This is a genomic window from Aquipuribacter hungaricus (assembly GCF_037860755.1).
In the GTDB taxonomy this organism is placed as follows: Bacteria; Actinomycetota; Actinomycetes; order Actinomycetales; family JBBAYJ01; genus Aquipuribacter; species Aquipuribacter hungaricus.
The window spans coordinates 1-14426 of the sequence record NZ_JBBEOI010000084.1; the positions used below are offsets into that span (position 1 = coordinate 1).

Below are 14426 nucleotides of genomic sequence, written 5' to 3' on the forward strand. Positions count from 1 at the left end.
GATCCGGGGGCGCGGGCGGCGGGCCGGCGCGGGGCGAGCGGCGCGGCCGGCGGCGACCGGGGTGCGCGGGCCGGACGTGGTCGTGGACATCAGCGTCCCTTCCTGGTGGCGGCACGCTCGTCCGCGGTGTCGATGCTGAGCACGAAGCGCTGGTAGAGCAGCGCGACCACGAGCGAGATGACGAAGAGGATGACCGCTGCGGCGGTGCCGTAGCCGAGGCGGCCGCGGTCGAAGCCCTGCTGGATGAGGTACGTCGCCATGGTCTGGGTCGCGTTGCCGGGCCCGCCCTTGGTGAGGATCCACACCATGTCGAACAGCTGCAGCGAGCCGATCATCGACAGGAAGGCCCAGATCCGGATGGTGGGGCCGAGCAGCGGGATCGTGATCCGGCGCTGGGTCTGCCACCAGCTGGCGCCGTCGAGGGCCGCGGCCTCGCTGAGATCCGGGGACACCCCCTGCAGGCCGGCGAGGAACAGGATGATCGCGAAGCCGATGTACTTCCAGGTGAGGACCACGAACAGCGTGTAGAGCGCGATCCGCTGGTCGCCGAGCCAGAGCTGCTGCGCCCAGCCCAGGCCGAAGGTCTGGAGGATCGCGTCCACCACGCCGCGCGGCTGCAGCATGAGCAGCCAGATGACCCCGGCGACGACCTCGGCCAGGACGTACGGCACGAAGATCATGAGCCGGAGCGCGGTGCGCCCGCGCAGCGGCCGGTTGAGCAGCAGCGCGACACCGAGCCCCAGCGGGAGCTGGATGGCGAGCGAGAGCACGACGAGGGTGAAGTTGTGGCCGATGGCCGACAGGAACACCTCGTCGGTGAGGGCGGTGCGGTAGTTCTCGGCGCCGACGAACTCGTCGAGCGGGCCGAGCCCGTTCCACCGGTAGAGGCTGTAGTAGATCGCCTGGACCATCGGGACCAGGGCGAAGAGGACGAACAGGGCGAGCGCGGGGACGACGAGCACGGCGATCTCGAACCTCGCCCGCCAGGCGGAGGCCGCACCACGCCGCCCGGCCGCCCGGGGCACCGCCGGGCGCGCGTCCGCGCGCCCGGCGGGTGCCTCGGGGAGGACCGGCACCGCGGCAGTCCCCGGACCGGCGCTGGGTCGCAGGTCACCCGTCCCGGGGTCTGCCGCGCTGCTCATCGGGCTTCTGCCGCCTCGGTCATGGCGTCCACGATGCCCTGCGGGTCGGACTGGTCCGCGAAGAGCAGGGAGACCTCGTCGTTCAGGGCGCCGCCGACGTTCGGGCCGTAGGTGACGTCCAGGTAGAGCTGCACGTACTCGGCCTCGTCGCGTGCCGCGAGCAGCGTCTGCATGTTCGGGTCCTCGACGCTGTCGGTCGCCGCGGGCAGCGTGGGCAGGCCGGCACCGGTGGCGCCGAAGCCGCGCTGGTTGTCCTCGTTGACGATGAAGGCGAGGAACTCCGCGCAGATGTCGGGGGCGCCGGCGGCGCAGGAGAAGCCGTCACCGCCGCCCATCGCGGAGGCGTTGCCCTCGCCGCCCTCGACCTCGGGGAAGGGGAACCAGCCGAGGTCGTCGCCCAGGCCTTCCTTGCTCGGGGTGAGGTCGGCCATGACGGAGGGGTTCCAGTGGCCCATGAGCTCCATGGCGGCGAGGCCGTTGCCGACCAGGCCGGCGGAGCTGGTGGCGCCGGTCTGCGCCGGGGTGGCGAGGAAGCCCTCGTTGAACGGCTCGGCGTCCACGATCTGCTGGACGAGCTCGCCGGCCTCGATGAAGCACGGGTCGGTGAAGTCGTACTCCAGCTGCGCGGTCTCCAGCGTCTCCGGCGCGCAGGTGCGGGTCGCGGCGTAGTAGTAGTACCAACCCGCCGGCCACTTGTCGCCGGCGCCGACGGCGACCGGGGCCACGTCGACGGCCTTGAGCTTCTCGACGGCCTCGAACCACTCGTCCATGGTCGCGGGCGGCTCGGCGATGCCGGCCTGATCGAAGAGCGCCTTGTTGTACCAGAACCCGCCGACGCCCAGGGAGTACGGGACGCCGTAGGTCTTGCCCTCGGTCTGCCAGCCACCGGCCGAGCCGCCGAGCGCCTCGATGGTGTCCGGGATCTTGTCGGTGAGGTCCATGAGCGCGCCGGCCTCGACCTGGTCGGCCAGCTCGCCGCCGCCCCACTGGGGCAGGACGTCCGGCGGGTCGTTGGACTGCAGGGCCACCTGGGTGCGGGTGCGCAGGTCCTCGTTCTGGATGGCCTCGACCTCGATGGTGACGCCCTCGTTCTCGGCCTCGAAGTCGTCCGCGACGCCCTGCCAGTAGCTCAGCAGCGGGTCGTTGTTGCCGTTGTGCCACCACGTCAGGGTGACGTCGCCGCCGGCCTCGGCGTCCTCGTCGGACCCGGCGCCGCCCTGACCGCCACAGGCGGCAAGGAGCGCGACGGTGGCGCCGAGCACCAGGGCTCGGCGTACTCGTGTGATCGACATCGGTGTTCCTCGTCTTCGTCGACGGTCTGGGGGACGGCGGAAGGGTAGGCAGGCGGCTCGCTGGGTGTCAATCGTTATCGATAACGTTTTACACACGCTACGGTGACGGGGTGCCCCCGACCCCTGGTGCTGCCGACCGCGGTGACCTCCAGCGCGTGACGATCACCGACGTCGCACAGGCGGCGGGAGTGTCCGTGGCCACCGTCTCCAAGGTGATCAACAGCCGGTACGGCGTGGCCGCCGCGACCAGCGAGCGCGTCCAGCAGGTCATCGACGAGCTGGGCTACGAGTCCAGCCTGGTCGCCCGGAGCCTGCGCAGCCACCGGACGAACGTCATCGGCATCCTCGTCGCGGAGTTCGAGCCGTTCAGCACCGAGATCCTCAAGGGGACCTCGCGGGCCATCGCCGGCACCGGCTACGAGCTGCTCGCCTACTCCGGCGGGGGGCGCTCCGGCGCGGTCGCCGGCTGGGAGCGGCGCTACCTGTCGCGGCTGTCCGGCACGCTGATCGACGGCGCCATCCTCGTCACGCCGACCGTCGTGGAGACCGGGTCGCAGGTGCCGGTCGTGGCGATCGACCCGCACGCCGGCCCGGCGCACATGCCGACCGTCGACTCCGACAACTTCCAGGGCGCCGTGCTGGCCACCGAGCACCTGCTCGCCCTCGGCCACCGCCGGATCGGCTTCCTGTCCGGGCGCGAGGACCTGGAGTCCTCCCGGCTGCGCGAGGAGGGCTACCGCACGGCTCTCGGCCGCGCCGGGGTCCCTGTCGACGAGTCGCTCGTGCGGGTCGGCGACTACCGGCAGGAGAGCGCGACCGGCCCGGCCCGGGAGCTGCTCGGCCTCACCGAGCGCCCCACGGCGGTCTTCGCCGCCAACGACCTGTCGGCGATCGGCACCATGCAGGCCGCCGGGGACCTCGGCCTCTCGGTCCCCCGCGACGTCTCGGTCGTCGGCTTCGACAACGTCCCCGAGTCCGCGCTCACCACGCCGCCGCTCACCACCGTCAGCCAGCCGATGCAGCGCATGGGCTCGGAGGCCGTGACCCTGCTCATCCAGCTGATGTCCGGCACCGACCCGATCCGCACGCACGTCCGGCTGCCGGTCGAGCTCGTCGTCCGCGGCTCCACCGCGCGCCCCTGAGGCACCCCGCCCCGCAGCACGGCACCGCCACGACCTGACGACGGAGACAGCCATGGCCCCCAGCACGTCCGCAGACCCGACCCTCGCCCACCGCCGGACCCGGGCGCGGCTCACCGTGCGCGACGCCGCCGGCGCCCCGCTGTCGGCCGGCACGCAGGTGCAGGTGGAGCAGGTCCGCCACGCCTTCGCCTTCGGCAACATCGGCTTCGACATGGTGGCGCTGGCCAACGGCGAGACCGGCGCCGCGCCGGACAGCCCGTTCGGCGGCGCGTCCGACGCCACCCACCTGGCCGACCTCTGGTTCGGCCTCTACGACACCGCCACGCTGCCGTTCTACTGGGGCGGCTTCGAGCCGGTCCGGGGCCGGCCGGACACCACCCGCCTGCTGGCGGCGGCCCGCTTCTTCGCCGACCGTGGCGCCCGGGTCAAGGGCCACCCGCTGGTCTGGCACACCGTGACCGCGGACTGGCTGCGCGAGCTGAGCACCGACGAGGTCGAGGCCGCGCAGCGGGACCGGATCCGCCGCGAGGTCACCGACTTCGCCGGGCTGGTCGACACCTGGGACGCGATCAACGAGGTCGTGATCATGCCGGTGTTCGACAACGAGGAGCACCAGAACGGCATCACCCGGCTGTGCTGGGAGCGGGGCCGGATCGCCACGGTGCGGATGGCCTTCGAGGAGGCCCGGGCCGCGGACCCGACGGCGACGCTCGTCCTCAACGACTTCAACATGGGCACCGCGTACGAGTGCCTCATCGAGGGCGTGCTCGAGGCCGGGATCCAGGTGGACGCGATCGGCCTGCAGAGCCACATGCACCAGGGCTACTGGGGCGAGGAGCGGACGCTGGCCGTGCTCGACCGGTTCGCCCGCTTCGGGCTGCCGCTGCACATGACCGAGACGACGCTGCTGTCCGGGGAGCTCATGCCGCCGGAGATCGTCGACCTCAACGACTACCAGCCCGCCAGCTGGCCCAGCACCCCCGAGGGCGAGGCCCGGCAGGCGGAGGAGATGCTGCGCCACTACCGGACGCTGGTGTCGCACCCCTCGGTGCAGGCGGTGAACTACTGGGGCCTCACCGACGACGGCGCCTGGCTGGGCGCCCCCGTCGGGCTGGTCCGCTCCGACGGGACCCCCAAGCCGTCCTACGACGCGCTGCGGGGCCTGGTGCGCGGCGAGTGGTGGACCGCGCCGACCACGCTGGTCGCCGACGCCGACGGGACCGTCGAGGTCGACGGCTGGCTCGGCGACTACCGCGTGCAGGTCGACGGCCGCTCCGCCGACGTCAGCCTGGGCACCGCCGGCCCGGCCACGGTCGACGTCACCCTCTGACGCAGGGGCAGGGCCCGGCCCCGGACGGGCCGGGCGCCCTCAGGCCTCGTCGGGCGGGACGGGGACGTCCGGGTGCGCGCGCTGGCGACGGACGACGCGGGACACGACGAACCAGCCCACGAGCAGGACGGCGACCGCGACGACGATGTACTGCAGGACGGTCGCGTACTGCTCGACCTCGGACCACCGCTCCCCCAGCTGGTAGCCGGCGACGATGAAGATCGTGTTCCAGATGGCGCTGCCGGCCAGGGTGTAGAGCAGGAACTGCAGGACCGGCATCCGCTCCACGCCCGCCGGCACGGAGATGGCGCTGCGGATGATCGGCAGCATCCGCCCGAAGAACACCGCCTTGGGACCGTGCCGCTGGAACCACCGCTCGGCGACCTCGATGTCCTTGGTGTCGACCAGGGGCAGCCGGCCCGCGACCGCCACGACCCGGTCGCGGCCGACGACCCGGCCGAGCTCGTACAGGACGAGGGCACCGACCAGCGAGCCGGCGGTGGTCCAGAGGATGGCCGACAGGAGCGAGAAGCTGCCCTGCGCCGCCGTGAACCCGGCCAGCGGCAGGATGATCTCGCTGGGGATCGGCGGGAACAGGTTCTCCAGGGCGACGACCAGGCCGGCGCCGGGGCCGCCGAGGGTCTCCATGATGCCGACGGCCCAGCCGGCGACGCCGTCCAGCTCTGCGGGGGCGCTCACGGGCGGGCCGCCCGGGTCAGGGGCACGGCGGCACGGCTCAGGACGATCACTCCTCGGCAGGGGCGGCCGGGCGGCACGAGAGGGCAGCCCGGTGGGGCCAGGCTACCGGCGTGCGGCGGACCTCCCGGGGAGCAGCGCCAGCGCGAGACCTGCCCCCGCCGCCCCGACGAGCGCGAGCACGGACGGCTCCGCGAGCAGGAGCACCTGCGCGCCGACCAGCCCGCCGCCCGCGATGCCGACGTTGAACGACGCGTTGACCAGCGCCGGGGCCGCGTCCTCCGAGGCCGGCGAGGCCCGCAGCGCGAGGGTCTGCAGCAGCGTCGGCAGCATGCCGAACGCGGCTCCCCAGGCCACCACCACGGCGACCGTCAGCGTGCGGACCAGGTCGCCGGACCCGGCACCCCCGGGCAGGCCCGGCAGCAGGTCGGGCGCGACGCCGAGCAGGCCGAGGGCCAGGAGCAGCAGCGCCGTCGCCGCGACGGCGGACACCGTCGCCCCGCGCAGGTGCCGGTCGACGACAGCGCCGGCCAGCAGCAGGCCGACGACGCCGGCACCGCCGTAGCCCAGCAGGACGAGCCCCACACCGGACGCCGGGACGCCGACGTCCAGCAGCAGCGGGCTGACGTAGGTCCACAGCGTGAAGTGCCCGAGCATGAGGACGACCACGACGAGGGCGACGCGCTGCAGCGGCCGCTCGCGCACCGCCTGCAGCACGGGCACGGCGGCCGACGCGGCCGGGGCGGGGGCCTTCGGCAGCAGCACCAGGGTGGCCGCGGCGAGCAGGAGCAGGACGACCGCGGCGACGACGAACGCCCAGCGCCAGCCCAGCGCGGTCCCCAGCGCGGTGCCGAGCGGCACTCCGCCGACCAGGGCGAGGGCGTTGCCGGCGCTCACCGCCGCGACGGCCCGGCCGACCCGGTCCGGGGGGACGAGCGCCACCGCCGCCCCGACGACGACGGAGAAGAACCCGGCGTGCGCCAGCCCGGCCAGCAGCCGGCAGGCCAGGGCCACCCACCACCCGTCCGCGGCGGCCAGCACGAGGTTGCTCGCCGCGTAGGCCACGAGCAGGGCGACGAGGACCGTGCGACGGGGCCAGCGCGCCACCACGGCGGTGAGCGGGACCGAGGCGAGCACGACCACGGCGGCGTAGGCGGACACGAGCAGCCCGGTGCGGGAGTCGCTCACGCCGAACGAGCTGCTCATCAGCGGCAGCAGGCCGACCGGCAGCATCTCGGTGGTGATCGCGGCGAAGGTCGCCGCGGTGAAGAGCGCGAGCACGCCGCCGACAGGGGTCTGGCGGGTCCGGGTCTCGCGGGTCGTCGCCACCGGAGCATCCTGGGGGCAGCCGGGCCGTGGTGCCGACGGCGCACGGCGGGCGGACGCTGCAGGGCAGACGTTGCAGGGCGTCGTGCTGCGGTCGGCCCGCCCGGGTCGACCGGCTCAGCCCGGCCCGAGGGCGGCCGGCGTGCTCTCGACCCGGTCCGCGGGCGGCTGCGGGCCGGGCTGGCAGCGCGGGCACCACCAGGTGCGCCGGCGCTCCGGGTCGTCCGGGACCTCCTCGACGACGCGGACCGTCGTGCCGCAGCGCAGGCACGGCCGGCCCGCGCGCCCGGACACCCAGTGGTTGCGTCCCTTGCGCGGGTCGCCGGTGGTCACCTGCGAGGTGTTCTGCCCGGTGACCGCGCCGGAGACGGAGAACCGCAGCAGCCGGTGGGCCAGGTCGACCAGCGGCGGCAGGTCGACCTCGCCGACGGGGGTCCACGGCGAGCGGCCGCGCAGGAAGCACAGCTCGTTGGCCCACAGGTTGCCGATGCCGGCGAGGTTGCGCTGGTCGAGCAGGGCCGCCGCGAGCGGGCGGGCAGGGTCGCGGGACAGCCGCCGGACCGCCTCGGCGGGATCCCAGCCGGGTCCGAGCAGGTCCGGCCCGAGGTGCCCGACGACGTCGTCCTCGCGGTCGGTGCGCAGCAGCTCTACCACGGGCATGTCGAGCGCGTAGGCCGTCGGCCCGGCGGTGGCGAGCACGACGCGGACGGTGTCGTCCAGGTGGCGGGGCAGCCGCTTCCCGGCCCCGACGACGGTCCAGCTGCCGGTCATCCGCAGGTGGGTGTGCAGGGTGAGGCCGCCGGAGAACCGGGTGAGCAGGTGCTTGCCGCGCGGCACCGTCGTCAGGACGGTCTGCCCGGACAGGTCGGCGGTGGCGGAGCGGGGGACGCGCAGGTCGCTGCGCAGGACCGTCCGACCGGACAGCCCCGCCTCGAGCCGGCGCGCCACCCGCCAGACGCTGTCCCCCTCCGGCACCGGAGCAGGCTAGGCAGCACCGGGGCGCCGCCGCGCGCCGGCGCAGGACCGGACCGGCGTGCCGGCTCGCCGATCGACGGGCCGGGCGTGGACCTAGCGGCGGGGGCCGAATTCCCGCACCGGCACCGCGGTGGGGGCGTCGTCCAGGTCGACGCGCAGCAGGCGCCCGTCGGCCGGGCCCGGGGCCTCCATGCCCTCCGCGGCCGTGGTGACGACGAGGCCGCCCGGGACGATCGTCACGCTCGTCGGCTGGGCGGCCGGCAGCGTGACGGTGAGCAGCGGGTAGCCGTCGGCGTCGTAGCGGCGGACCTCGCCCGCGCCGTGCACCGCGACCCAGAGCGTGCCCTCGGCGTCGGTGGTCATCCCGTCGGGGACGCCCTCCTCGCCGGTGCGGACGACGACCGTGCCGTCGGACAGGTGACCGTCCTCGGCGAGGGCGTAGCGGGTGATCGTGTGCTGCGCGGAGTCGGCGAGGAACAGCAGGCGGCCGTCGGCGGACACGGCCGGGCCGTTGGCGATGGCGAGGTCCTCGACGACCCGGGTGACGGTGCCGTCGGGGTCCGTCCGGTAGAGGCTGCCGAGCGGGCTCTCGCCGTCGTAGGCCATGGACCCCGCCCAGAACCGGCCCTCGGCGTCGCACACCCCGTCGTTCATCCGGGTCGGCGCGGGGGCGTGCTCCTCGGGACGGGCGAGCCACTCGACCGAGCCGGCGGCGTCCAGCAGCGCGATGCCGTCGCCGAGGGCGGCGACCCGGCGGCCGGGCTCCCCCGCGACCGGCGCGACCGCGCCCAGGGGCACGTCGACCGACAGCACCGGCTCGACCTCGCCGCCGACCGTGCCGGGGTGGCGCAGCAGCCGGCCCGCGAGGAGGTCGACGAACGTCACGCCGTCCACGGCCCGGGCGCCCTCGCCGAGCTCGTAGGACTCCTCCGACAGCACGGTGACCCGGGGGGCGGTCGGCTCGCTGCTGCTCTGGCTCATGGGCGTCCTCTGCTCGTCGGGCCCGGGCCGGTGCTGGGTGCTGCCGGGACGCGGCGAGGCTAGCGGCGCGCGGGCCCGACCGGCTCGGGCAGGCGGGGCGAGGTCTCCGTGCCGCCCGCCCCGGCCTCGGCGGCGGCCGCCGCGGCCTGCTCCTCGGCGAGCTGCTCGGCACCGGTGAGCGTCCGCAGCGGCACCTCCCGGATGCACAGGATGGCGAGGAGCCCGAGGACGGCGAGGACCGCGGCGACGAAGAAGATCCGGCCGGTGGCATCGCCGTAGGCGGCGCGGACGACCTCCTCGACGGGGGCGGGCAGCTCCTCGAGCCCGCCGATGCCGACGCCGGCGCCGCCGGCGGGCGCGTCCACGCCGATCGCGACCAGGCCCTCGCGGACCAGCACCGCGACCCGGTCGGCGAGCACGACGCCGAGCACCGAGACGCCGACCGTGCCGCCGAGGGAGCGGAAGAACGACACCGTGGAGCTCGCGGTCCCCAGGTCGGAGGGGTGCACGGTGTTCTGCACGGCGAGCACGAGGTTCTGCATCATCATGCCCATGCCGGTGCCGAGCAGGGCGAGGTAGACGAACACCAGGCCCATCGGCGTCTCGTGGTCCAGCGTGGCCAGCAGGCCGAACCCGGCGGTCATGAGCGTGCCGCCCAGGACGAGGAACACCTTCCAGCGCCCGGTCCGGCTGATGAGCTGGCCGGAGACGACGGAGGACACCGTCGAGCCGAGCACCATCGGCAGGCTGAGCAGCCCGGCGGCCGTGGGCGAGTAGCCGCGTGCCACCTGGAAGTACTGGCCGAGGAAGACCGAGCCGCCGAACATCGCGACGCCGACGGCGATGCTCGCCAGCGTGGCCAGGGTGGTGGTGCGGTCGCGGAAGAGCCGGAGCGGGATGACCGGCTCGGCGGCGCGGCTCTCGGCGAGGACGGCCAGGCCGACGAGGGCGAGCCCTCCGAGGCCCATCGCCCACGAGGTGGCCGAGCCCCAGGCGAAGCTGTCACCGGCCAGGGTGACCCAGACCAGCAGGTCGGACACCGCCGCGACGATGAGGGCTGCACCCAGGTAGTCGATGCGGACCGGGCGGCGGACCAGCGGCAGGTGCAGGGTGCGCTGGACCAGCAGAAGCGACGCCAGCGACAGCGGCACCCCGACGAAGAAGCACCAGCGCCAGCCGAGCGGGCTGTCGACGATGACCCCGCCGAGCAGCGGCCCGACCACGGGTGCGACGGACATCACCGCGCCGATGGGGCCCATGTACCGGCCGCGCTCGCGCGGGCTGATCATGGCGGCGACGACGATGATGACGAGCGCCTGCAGGCCGCCGAGGCCGAGGCCCTGCACCGCCCGCCAGGCGATGAGCAGCTCGACCGACGGGGCCAGGCCCGCGCCGACGGAGCCGACGGTGAAGACGAGGGTCGCGACCTGGACGAGGACCTTCTTGTCGACGAGGTCGGCCGTCTTCCCCCAGAGCGGGGTGGTCGCCGTGGACGCCAGCAGGGTGGCGACGACGACCCAGGTGTACTGCCGCTGCGAGCCGTCGAGGTCGGCGATGATCGTCGGCAGCGCGTTCGACACGATCGTCGAGGACAGGAACGCGCTGAACATCGCCAGCAGCAGGCCCGACAGCGGCAGCAGGACCTGCCGGCGGGTCGTCGGGGCGGGGGCTGTCTCGCTCATGCAGGTCTCCGGCGGGTGGTGGGCGCCCGCGGGCGCCGTCGCACCGCGGTAGTTGAGACCTGCAACTGTACGCCGGTGTAGTTGTGTAGTGCAACTAACCTGTGGCGGTCACCAGATCTCGGCCTCGGCCAGCCGGCGCAGCAGCTCGGACAGCCGGGCGAGGTCGGCCGGGTCCCACTCCCCCAGCGAGCGCCGCCACCGGGCCGCGCGCTCCTCCTGCGACCGGGCCAGCGACGTCCGGGCCTGGTCGGTGAGCTCGACGAGCCGGGCACGCGCGTCGGTGGGGTCCGGCCTGCGCACGACCAGCCCGAGCCGCTCCAGGGCGTCGACCTGGCGGGTCACCGTCGACCGGTCCAGGTACAGCCGGGCACCCAGGTCCGACGGCCGCGCGGGGCCGTGGCGGCCGAGCACGACGAGCAGCGGGAAGGCGGTGGCGTCCAGCCGCGGGTGCACGGCGCGGGCCCGCTCCCGGGCCGAGGAGCGCGAGCGCTGCCACAGGTCGGTGAGCCGCCCCTCGAGCACCCCGACCTCGTCGGCGGGCGGCCCGTCGGGGCTGGTCGGCGGGGTCGGCGTCATGCCCGTCATCGTCCCAGCCCCCCGCGGCACCCCCGGCCGTCCGCCGGGGACCGCCCCGCGACCACCCTCAGGCGGGGTTCAGCAGGTCGTCCTCCGACGCCGGGGCGTCCTCGGGTCCCGCCGGGGCGGACCTGACCTCGTCCCCGCCGCGCGCGGCCACCCGTCCGGCGAGCCACGCCAGCTGCTCGCGCTGCTGGTGCCCGCCGCCGCCCTCGTGCCCGTTGCCCCACCAGACCCGGACCTGCTTGTCGACCTCGTCCGCCCGGTCGCCGCCGTAGTGGTTGTACGCGGCGAAGACGGTCGAGGGCGGGCAGACCTCGTCGCGCAGGGCGACCGAGACCAGCGCGGGCGCGCTCGCCCGGCTCGCCAGGTGCACGGCGTCGACGTGGTCGAGGGTGAGGAAGGCCCGCTCGACGTCGTCGCGGTGGCTGGCGAGCCAGCGGACGACCTCGGCGTACGGCTCGGCGTCGGTGAGGTCGACCGCGCGGCGGAACGCGCAGAGGAACGGGACGTCCGCCATCACCCCGAGCAGCCCGGGGACGAGCCCGGCGACGGCGAGCGCCACGCCCCCGCCCTGGCTGATCCCGTGGGCGACGACCGCGTCCGGGTCGACCTCCGGCAGCGACCGGGCCACCTCGACCGCGCGCACGGCGTCGGCGTACAGGCGCCGGTAGTAGTGCTCGTGGGGGTCGTGCAGGCCGCGGGTGAGCATGCCGGGCGCCGCGGGCCCGCCGTCGTGGCCGGGGTCGGCGGTGACGCCGGTGGTCCACGCCCAGCCCTGGCCGCGGGTGTCGACGACCAGGTGCGCGTAGCCGGCGGACGACCACAGCAGCCGCTCCCACGGCAGGCCTCGCCCGCCGCTGTAGCCGACGAACTCCACCACGCACGGCAGCGGGCCGGTCGCGCCGGCCGGGCGGAGCAGCCACGCCGCGACCTCGTCCCCGCCCCAGCCGGCGAACCGGACGTCGTCGACGTCGACGGTCGTCAGGCCCGCGGGCTCCGGGGTGCGGCGGACGTCGGCGGGGTGCTGCGCGAGCTCGTCGAGCGTCCGCTGCCAGAAGTCGTCGAAGCCGTCCGGCAGGCGCAGCGGCGGCCGGAACGCGCGCAGCTCCTCCAGCGGCAGGTCGTAGGCGCTCACGGCAGCACCCCGCCCGCACCGCCGGCCGTGCCGCCGACGTCGTGCAGGTGGTGGACCGGGTCGTGCAGCAGGTAGCGGCCGAAGCTCTCCACGGTGAACGACGCGCCGTCGCTGCGGCGGCCGGCCCGCTGCCAGGCGGCCTCGTCGAGGGCGTCGAACCGGGCGGCGAGGGCGTGGCCGAAGGCGACGGTGTCGGCGGCCACGGCGGCCGGGTCCTGCTCGGCGTAGCGGGAGGCGACCGCGGTGGCGTCCTGGTCCCAGTTGCCGAACAGCGGGTCGTCCTCGCTGAGCATGAGCGTGAGCCGCTCGCCGAACAGCGCGAAGACGTCGCGGACGTGGCAGCCGTACTCCAGGGCGGACCAGGTGGTGGCGTCGGGCCGCTCGCGGGCGTCGCCGCGCTCGAGCACGGGGCCCCAGGCGTCGGCGTTGGCGCGCAGCCGCTCGCCGAGCTCCTCGCGGGGCACGGCCCCGACGTCGAGCCCGCACTCCGGGCACGCCCTGCCGAGCACCCAGGTCCAGTCCTTGGTGTCGGGCTCCAGCGCGTCCCCGGCCGTCGGGCCGTCCTGCTCCCTCGCGTCCACGGCGGCACGGTAGCCCCGCCGGGCCGGCCGGGCCTCCCGCCCTGTCCACCGGCCGGTCCCGCGGGATACGGTCCTGGCCATGGCCAGCACCCCCGCCCTCGTCGTCGCCGACGCGCCCGAGCGCCACCGCTACGAGGCCACCCTCGACGGCAGCCTCGCCGGGTTCGCGGAGTACACCCCCACCCCGACGATGCTCGTCTTCACCCACACCGAGGTCCTCCCCGCCCACGAGGGCGCGGGCGTCGGCAGCGCGGTCGTGCGCTTCGCCCTGGACGACGTCCGGGAGCGGGGGCTCAAGGCGCTCGCGGTGTGCCCCTTCGTGCTCGGGTGGATCCAGCGGCACCCCGCGTACACCGACCTGGAGTACCGCTCGCGCACGCGTCCGGACCTGGACTGAGCCCCCCGGGTGACGCCGGGCGCGGGGCAGGGTGAACGTCGCACCCGCGGGTCAAGCGCTGTCACGCACCCGACGAAGCACCTCTGCACCGGCGACGTTCGCCGCTGCAGAGGGAGGGAACATGTCCGACCAGGGGGACAAGGACCAGGCCATCGACGAGGCCGTCATGGACCTGCTCCACGACCACGTGCCGCTGACGCTGCTCGTCGACCTCGTCGACGCGCCCGCCTCGGAGCAGGTGCTCCGCGAGGAGGGCCTGCCCGAGGACTCGTGGTGGGAGCAGCTCCCGCGCCAGCAGGGGGCGACCGACTGAGGCCGGACGGCGGCCGGTGGATCCCGGCGGATTTTCGCGGGCGGCGGGGGCGCTGGTAACGTCTCCTCCGCACCGCTAGCTCAATTGGCAGAGCAGCTGACTCTTAATCAGCGGGTTGCCGGTTCAAGTCCGGCGCGGTGCACTCCTGGGTCTGGTCGGCCCGACCTGCCGATAGCGTGGCGCCATGTCGAGCGAGGACCTGGCACGCGCCCGCCGCACCGGCACCTCCACGTGGGTGTGGCTGGCGGTGGGCGGCGTGGTGAGCCTCGTGCTCGGCCTGGTGTCCGTCGCCGCCCCCGGCTCCACGGTGGGCGTGCTCGCCGTCGTGCTCAGCCTGTGGCTCGTCGCCGCCGGGCTGGGCCGGGTGGCGCTGGCCTCGGCCACGCGCACCTGGACGTCCGGCCGACGCACGCTGCAGGGCGCGCTCGGCGTCGTCATGGCTGCGGCCGGGCTCGCGGGGCTGCTCGGCCTGTTCGACCCCCTCACCGTGGTGACGGTGGTCGTCGCTGCCGGCTTCCTCGTGGCCGGTGCGGCGGACCTGGGCCTCGCGGCGACCGGCCCCCGCGGCCTGGGCCGCGCCGCCTCGACCGGCCTGGGCCTGCTGCACCTCCTCATCGGGCTCACGTTCCTCCTGCTCCCCCAGGTCGGCCTCGCCGTCCTCACGGTGCTCGTCGGGCTCGCCCTGCTCGTGCTCGGGCTCGTGCAGCTGGCCGCCGCCGGCGTCGTCCGCGCCCTGGTGCGCCAGGCCGACGCCCTCGCCGCCCGTCTGGGCGGGCCGCACGCCCCCGGCTCCCCCCTGGCGCCGGGCCGCCGCCTGCCCGGTGACGAGGACCCGCGGGTCGTGCGCGGGGAGGT

15 protein-coding genes and 1 tRNA gene are annotated in these 14426 nt (G+C 75.1%); 6 read left to right on the forward strand and 10 right to left on the reverse strand.

Annotated elements, in window-relative coordinates; genetic code table 11:
• Positions 1 to 89: 89 nt before the first annotated feature.
• Entirely contained in the window at positions 90 to 1142 is a 1053-nt protein-coding gene (locus tag WCS02_RS10500) for a carbohydrate ABC transporter permease (protein ID WP_340292814.1), read from the reverse strand.
• Positions 1139 to 2434, reverse strand: coding sequence for an ABC transporter substrate-binding protein (locus tag WCS02_RS10505; protein ID WP_340292816.1), 1296 nt, complete (start codon positions 2432 to 2434; stop codon positions 1139 to 1141). Before WCS02_RS10505 ends, WCS02_RS10500 begins: the two co-directional genes overlap by 4 nt.
• A 110-nt stretch (positions 2435 to 2544) precedes the next feature.
• Here WCS02_RS10505 and WCS02_RS10510 point away from each other — a divergent pair, with 110 nt between their 5' ends.
• Positions 2545 to 3576 carry a LacI family DNA-binding transcriptional regulator gene (locus tag WCS02_RS10510; RefSeq protein WP_340292818.1) on the forward strand — a complete coding sequence of 344 codons (1032 nt, stop codon included), beginning with the start codon at positions 2545 to 2547 and terminating at the stop codon, positions 3574 to 3576.
• 52 nt (positions 3577 to 3628) lie between these two features.
• Complete coding sequence (locus WCS02_RS10515) at positions 3629 to 4906, forward strand: endo-1,4-beta-xylanase (protein ID WP_340292820.1); 1278 nt, start codon at positions 3629 to 3631, stop codon at positions 4904 to 4906.
• A 39-nt stretch (positions 4907 to 4945) separates the two neighbouring features.
• Here WCS02_RS10515 and WCS02_RS10520 read toward each other — a convergent pair whose 3' ends face one another.
• The 8 genes from WCS02_RS10520 to WCS02_RS10555 all read right to left on the reverse strand — a co-directional run bounded on the left by WCS02_RS10520 (position 4946) and on the right by WCS02_RS10555 (position 12861).
• The gene (locus WCS02_RS10520) at positions 4946 to 5605 is read right to left on the reverse strand and encodes a DedA family protein (protein WP_340292822.1); all 660 of its coding nucleotides are present in this window, start codon (positions 5603 to 5605) and stop codon (positions 4946 to 4948) included.
• A gap of 102 nt (positions 5606 to 5707) precedes the next feature.
• Positions 5708 to 6931, reverse strand: a complete 1224-nt coding sequence (locus WCS02_RS10525; protein ID WP_340292824.1) for an MFS transporter — start codon at positions 6929 to 6931, stop codon at positions 5708 to 5710.
• A 114-nt stretch (positions 6932 to 7045) separates the two neighbouring features.
• Positions 7046 to 7903 (reverse strand): DNA-formamidopyrimidine glycosylase family protein, encoded by an 858-nt coding sequence (locus tag WCS02_RS10530; protein ID WP_340292826.1) that lies wholly within the window; start codon positions 7901 to 7903, stop codon positions 7046 to 7048.
• A 93-nt stretch (positions 7904 to 7996) separates the two neighbouring features.
• Complete coding sequence (locus WCS02_RS10535; protein WP_340292828.1) at positions 7997 to 8884, reverse strand: SMP-30/gluconolactonase/LRE family protein; 888 nt, start codon at positions 8882 to 8884, stop codon at positions 7997 to 7999.
• Between the two features lie 59 nt (positions 8885 to 8943).
• Complete coding sequence (locus WCS02_RS10540; protein ID WP_340292830.1) at positions 8944 to 10566, reverse strand: MFS transporter; 1623 nt, start codon at positions 10564 to 10566, stop codon at positions 8944 to 8946.
• A 108-nt stretch (positions 10567 to 10674) separates the two neighbouring features.
• Positions 10675 to 11142, reverse strand: a complete 468-nt coding sequence (locus WCS02_RS10545) for a MarR family winged helix-turn-helix transcriptional regulator (RefSeq protein WP_340292832.1) — start codon at positions 11140 to 11142, stop codon at positions 10675 to 10677.
• 67 nt (positions 11143 to 11209) lie between these two features.
• Complete coding sequence (locus tag WCS02_RS10550) at positions 11210 to 12280, reverse strand: acetylxylan esterase (protein WP_340292834.1); 1071 nt, start codon at positions 12278 to 12280, stop codon at positions 11210 to 11212.
• Positions 12277 to 12861 (reverse strand): DinB family protein, encoded by a 585-nt coding sequence (locus WCS02_RS10555; RefSeq protein ID WP_340292836.1) that lies wholly within the window; start codon positions 12859 to 12861, stop codon positions 12277 to 12279. The genes WCS02_RS10550 and WCS02_RS10555 overlap by 4 nt, the downstream gene beginning before the upstream one ends.
• A 79-nt stretch (positions 12862 to 12940) precedes the next feature.
• Here WCS02_RS10555 and WCS02_RS10560 point away from each other — a divergent pair, with 79 nt between their 5' ends.
• From WCS02_RS10560 to WCS02_RS10575, 4 genes are all read left to right on the forward strand, one after another.
• On the forward strand, positions 12941 to 13258 hold the full coding sequence (locus WCS02_RS10560) for a GNAT family N-acetyltransferase (protein WP_340292838.1): 318 nt from the start codon (positions 12941 to 12943) through the stop codon (positions 13256 to 13258).
• A gap of 121 nt (positions 13259 to 13379) precedes the next feature.
• The gene (locus tag WCS02_RS10565; RefSeq protein ID WP_340292840.1) at positions 13380 to 13571 is read left to right on the forward strand and encodes a hypothetical protein; all 192 of its coding nucleotides are present in this window, start codon (positions 13380 to 13382) and stop codon (positions 13569 to 13571) included.
• Between the two features lie 69 nt (positions 13572 to 13640).
• Positions 13641 to 13713, forward strand: a tRNA-Lys gene (locus tag WCS02_RS10570).
• 42 nt (positions 13714 to 13755) lie between these two features.
• Positions 13756 to 14426: DUF308 domain-containing protein (locus WCS02_RS10575; protein WP_340292842.1), on the forward strand; the 671-nt coding region annotated here is incomplete at its 3' end.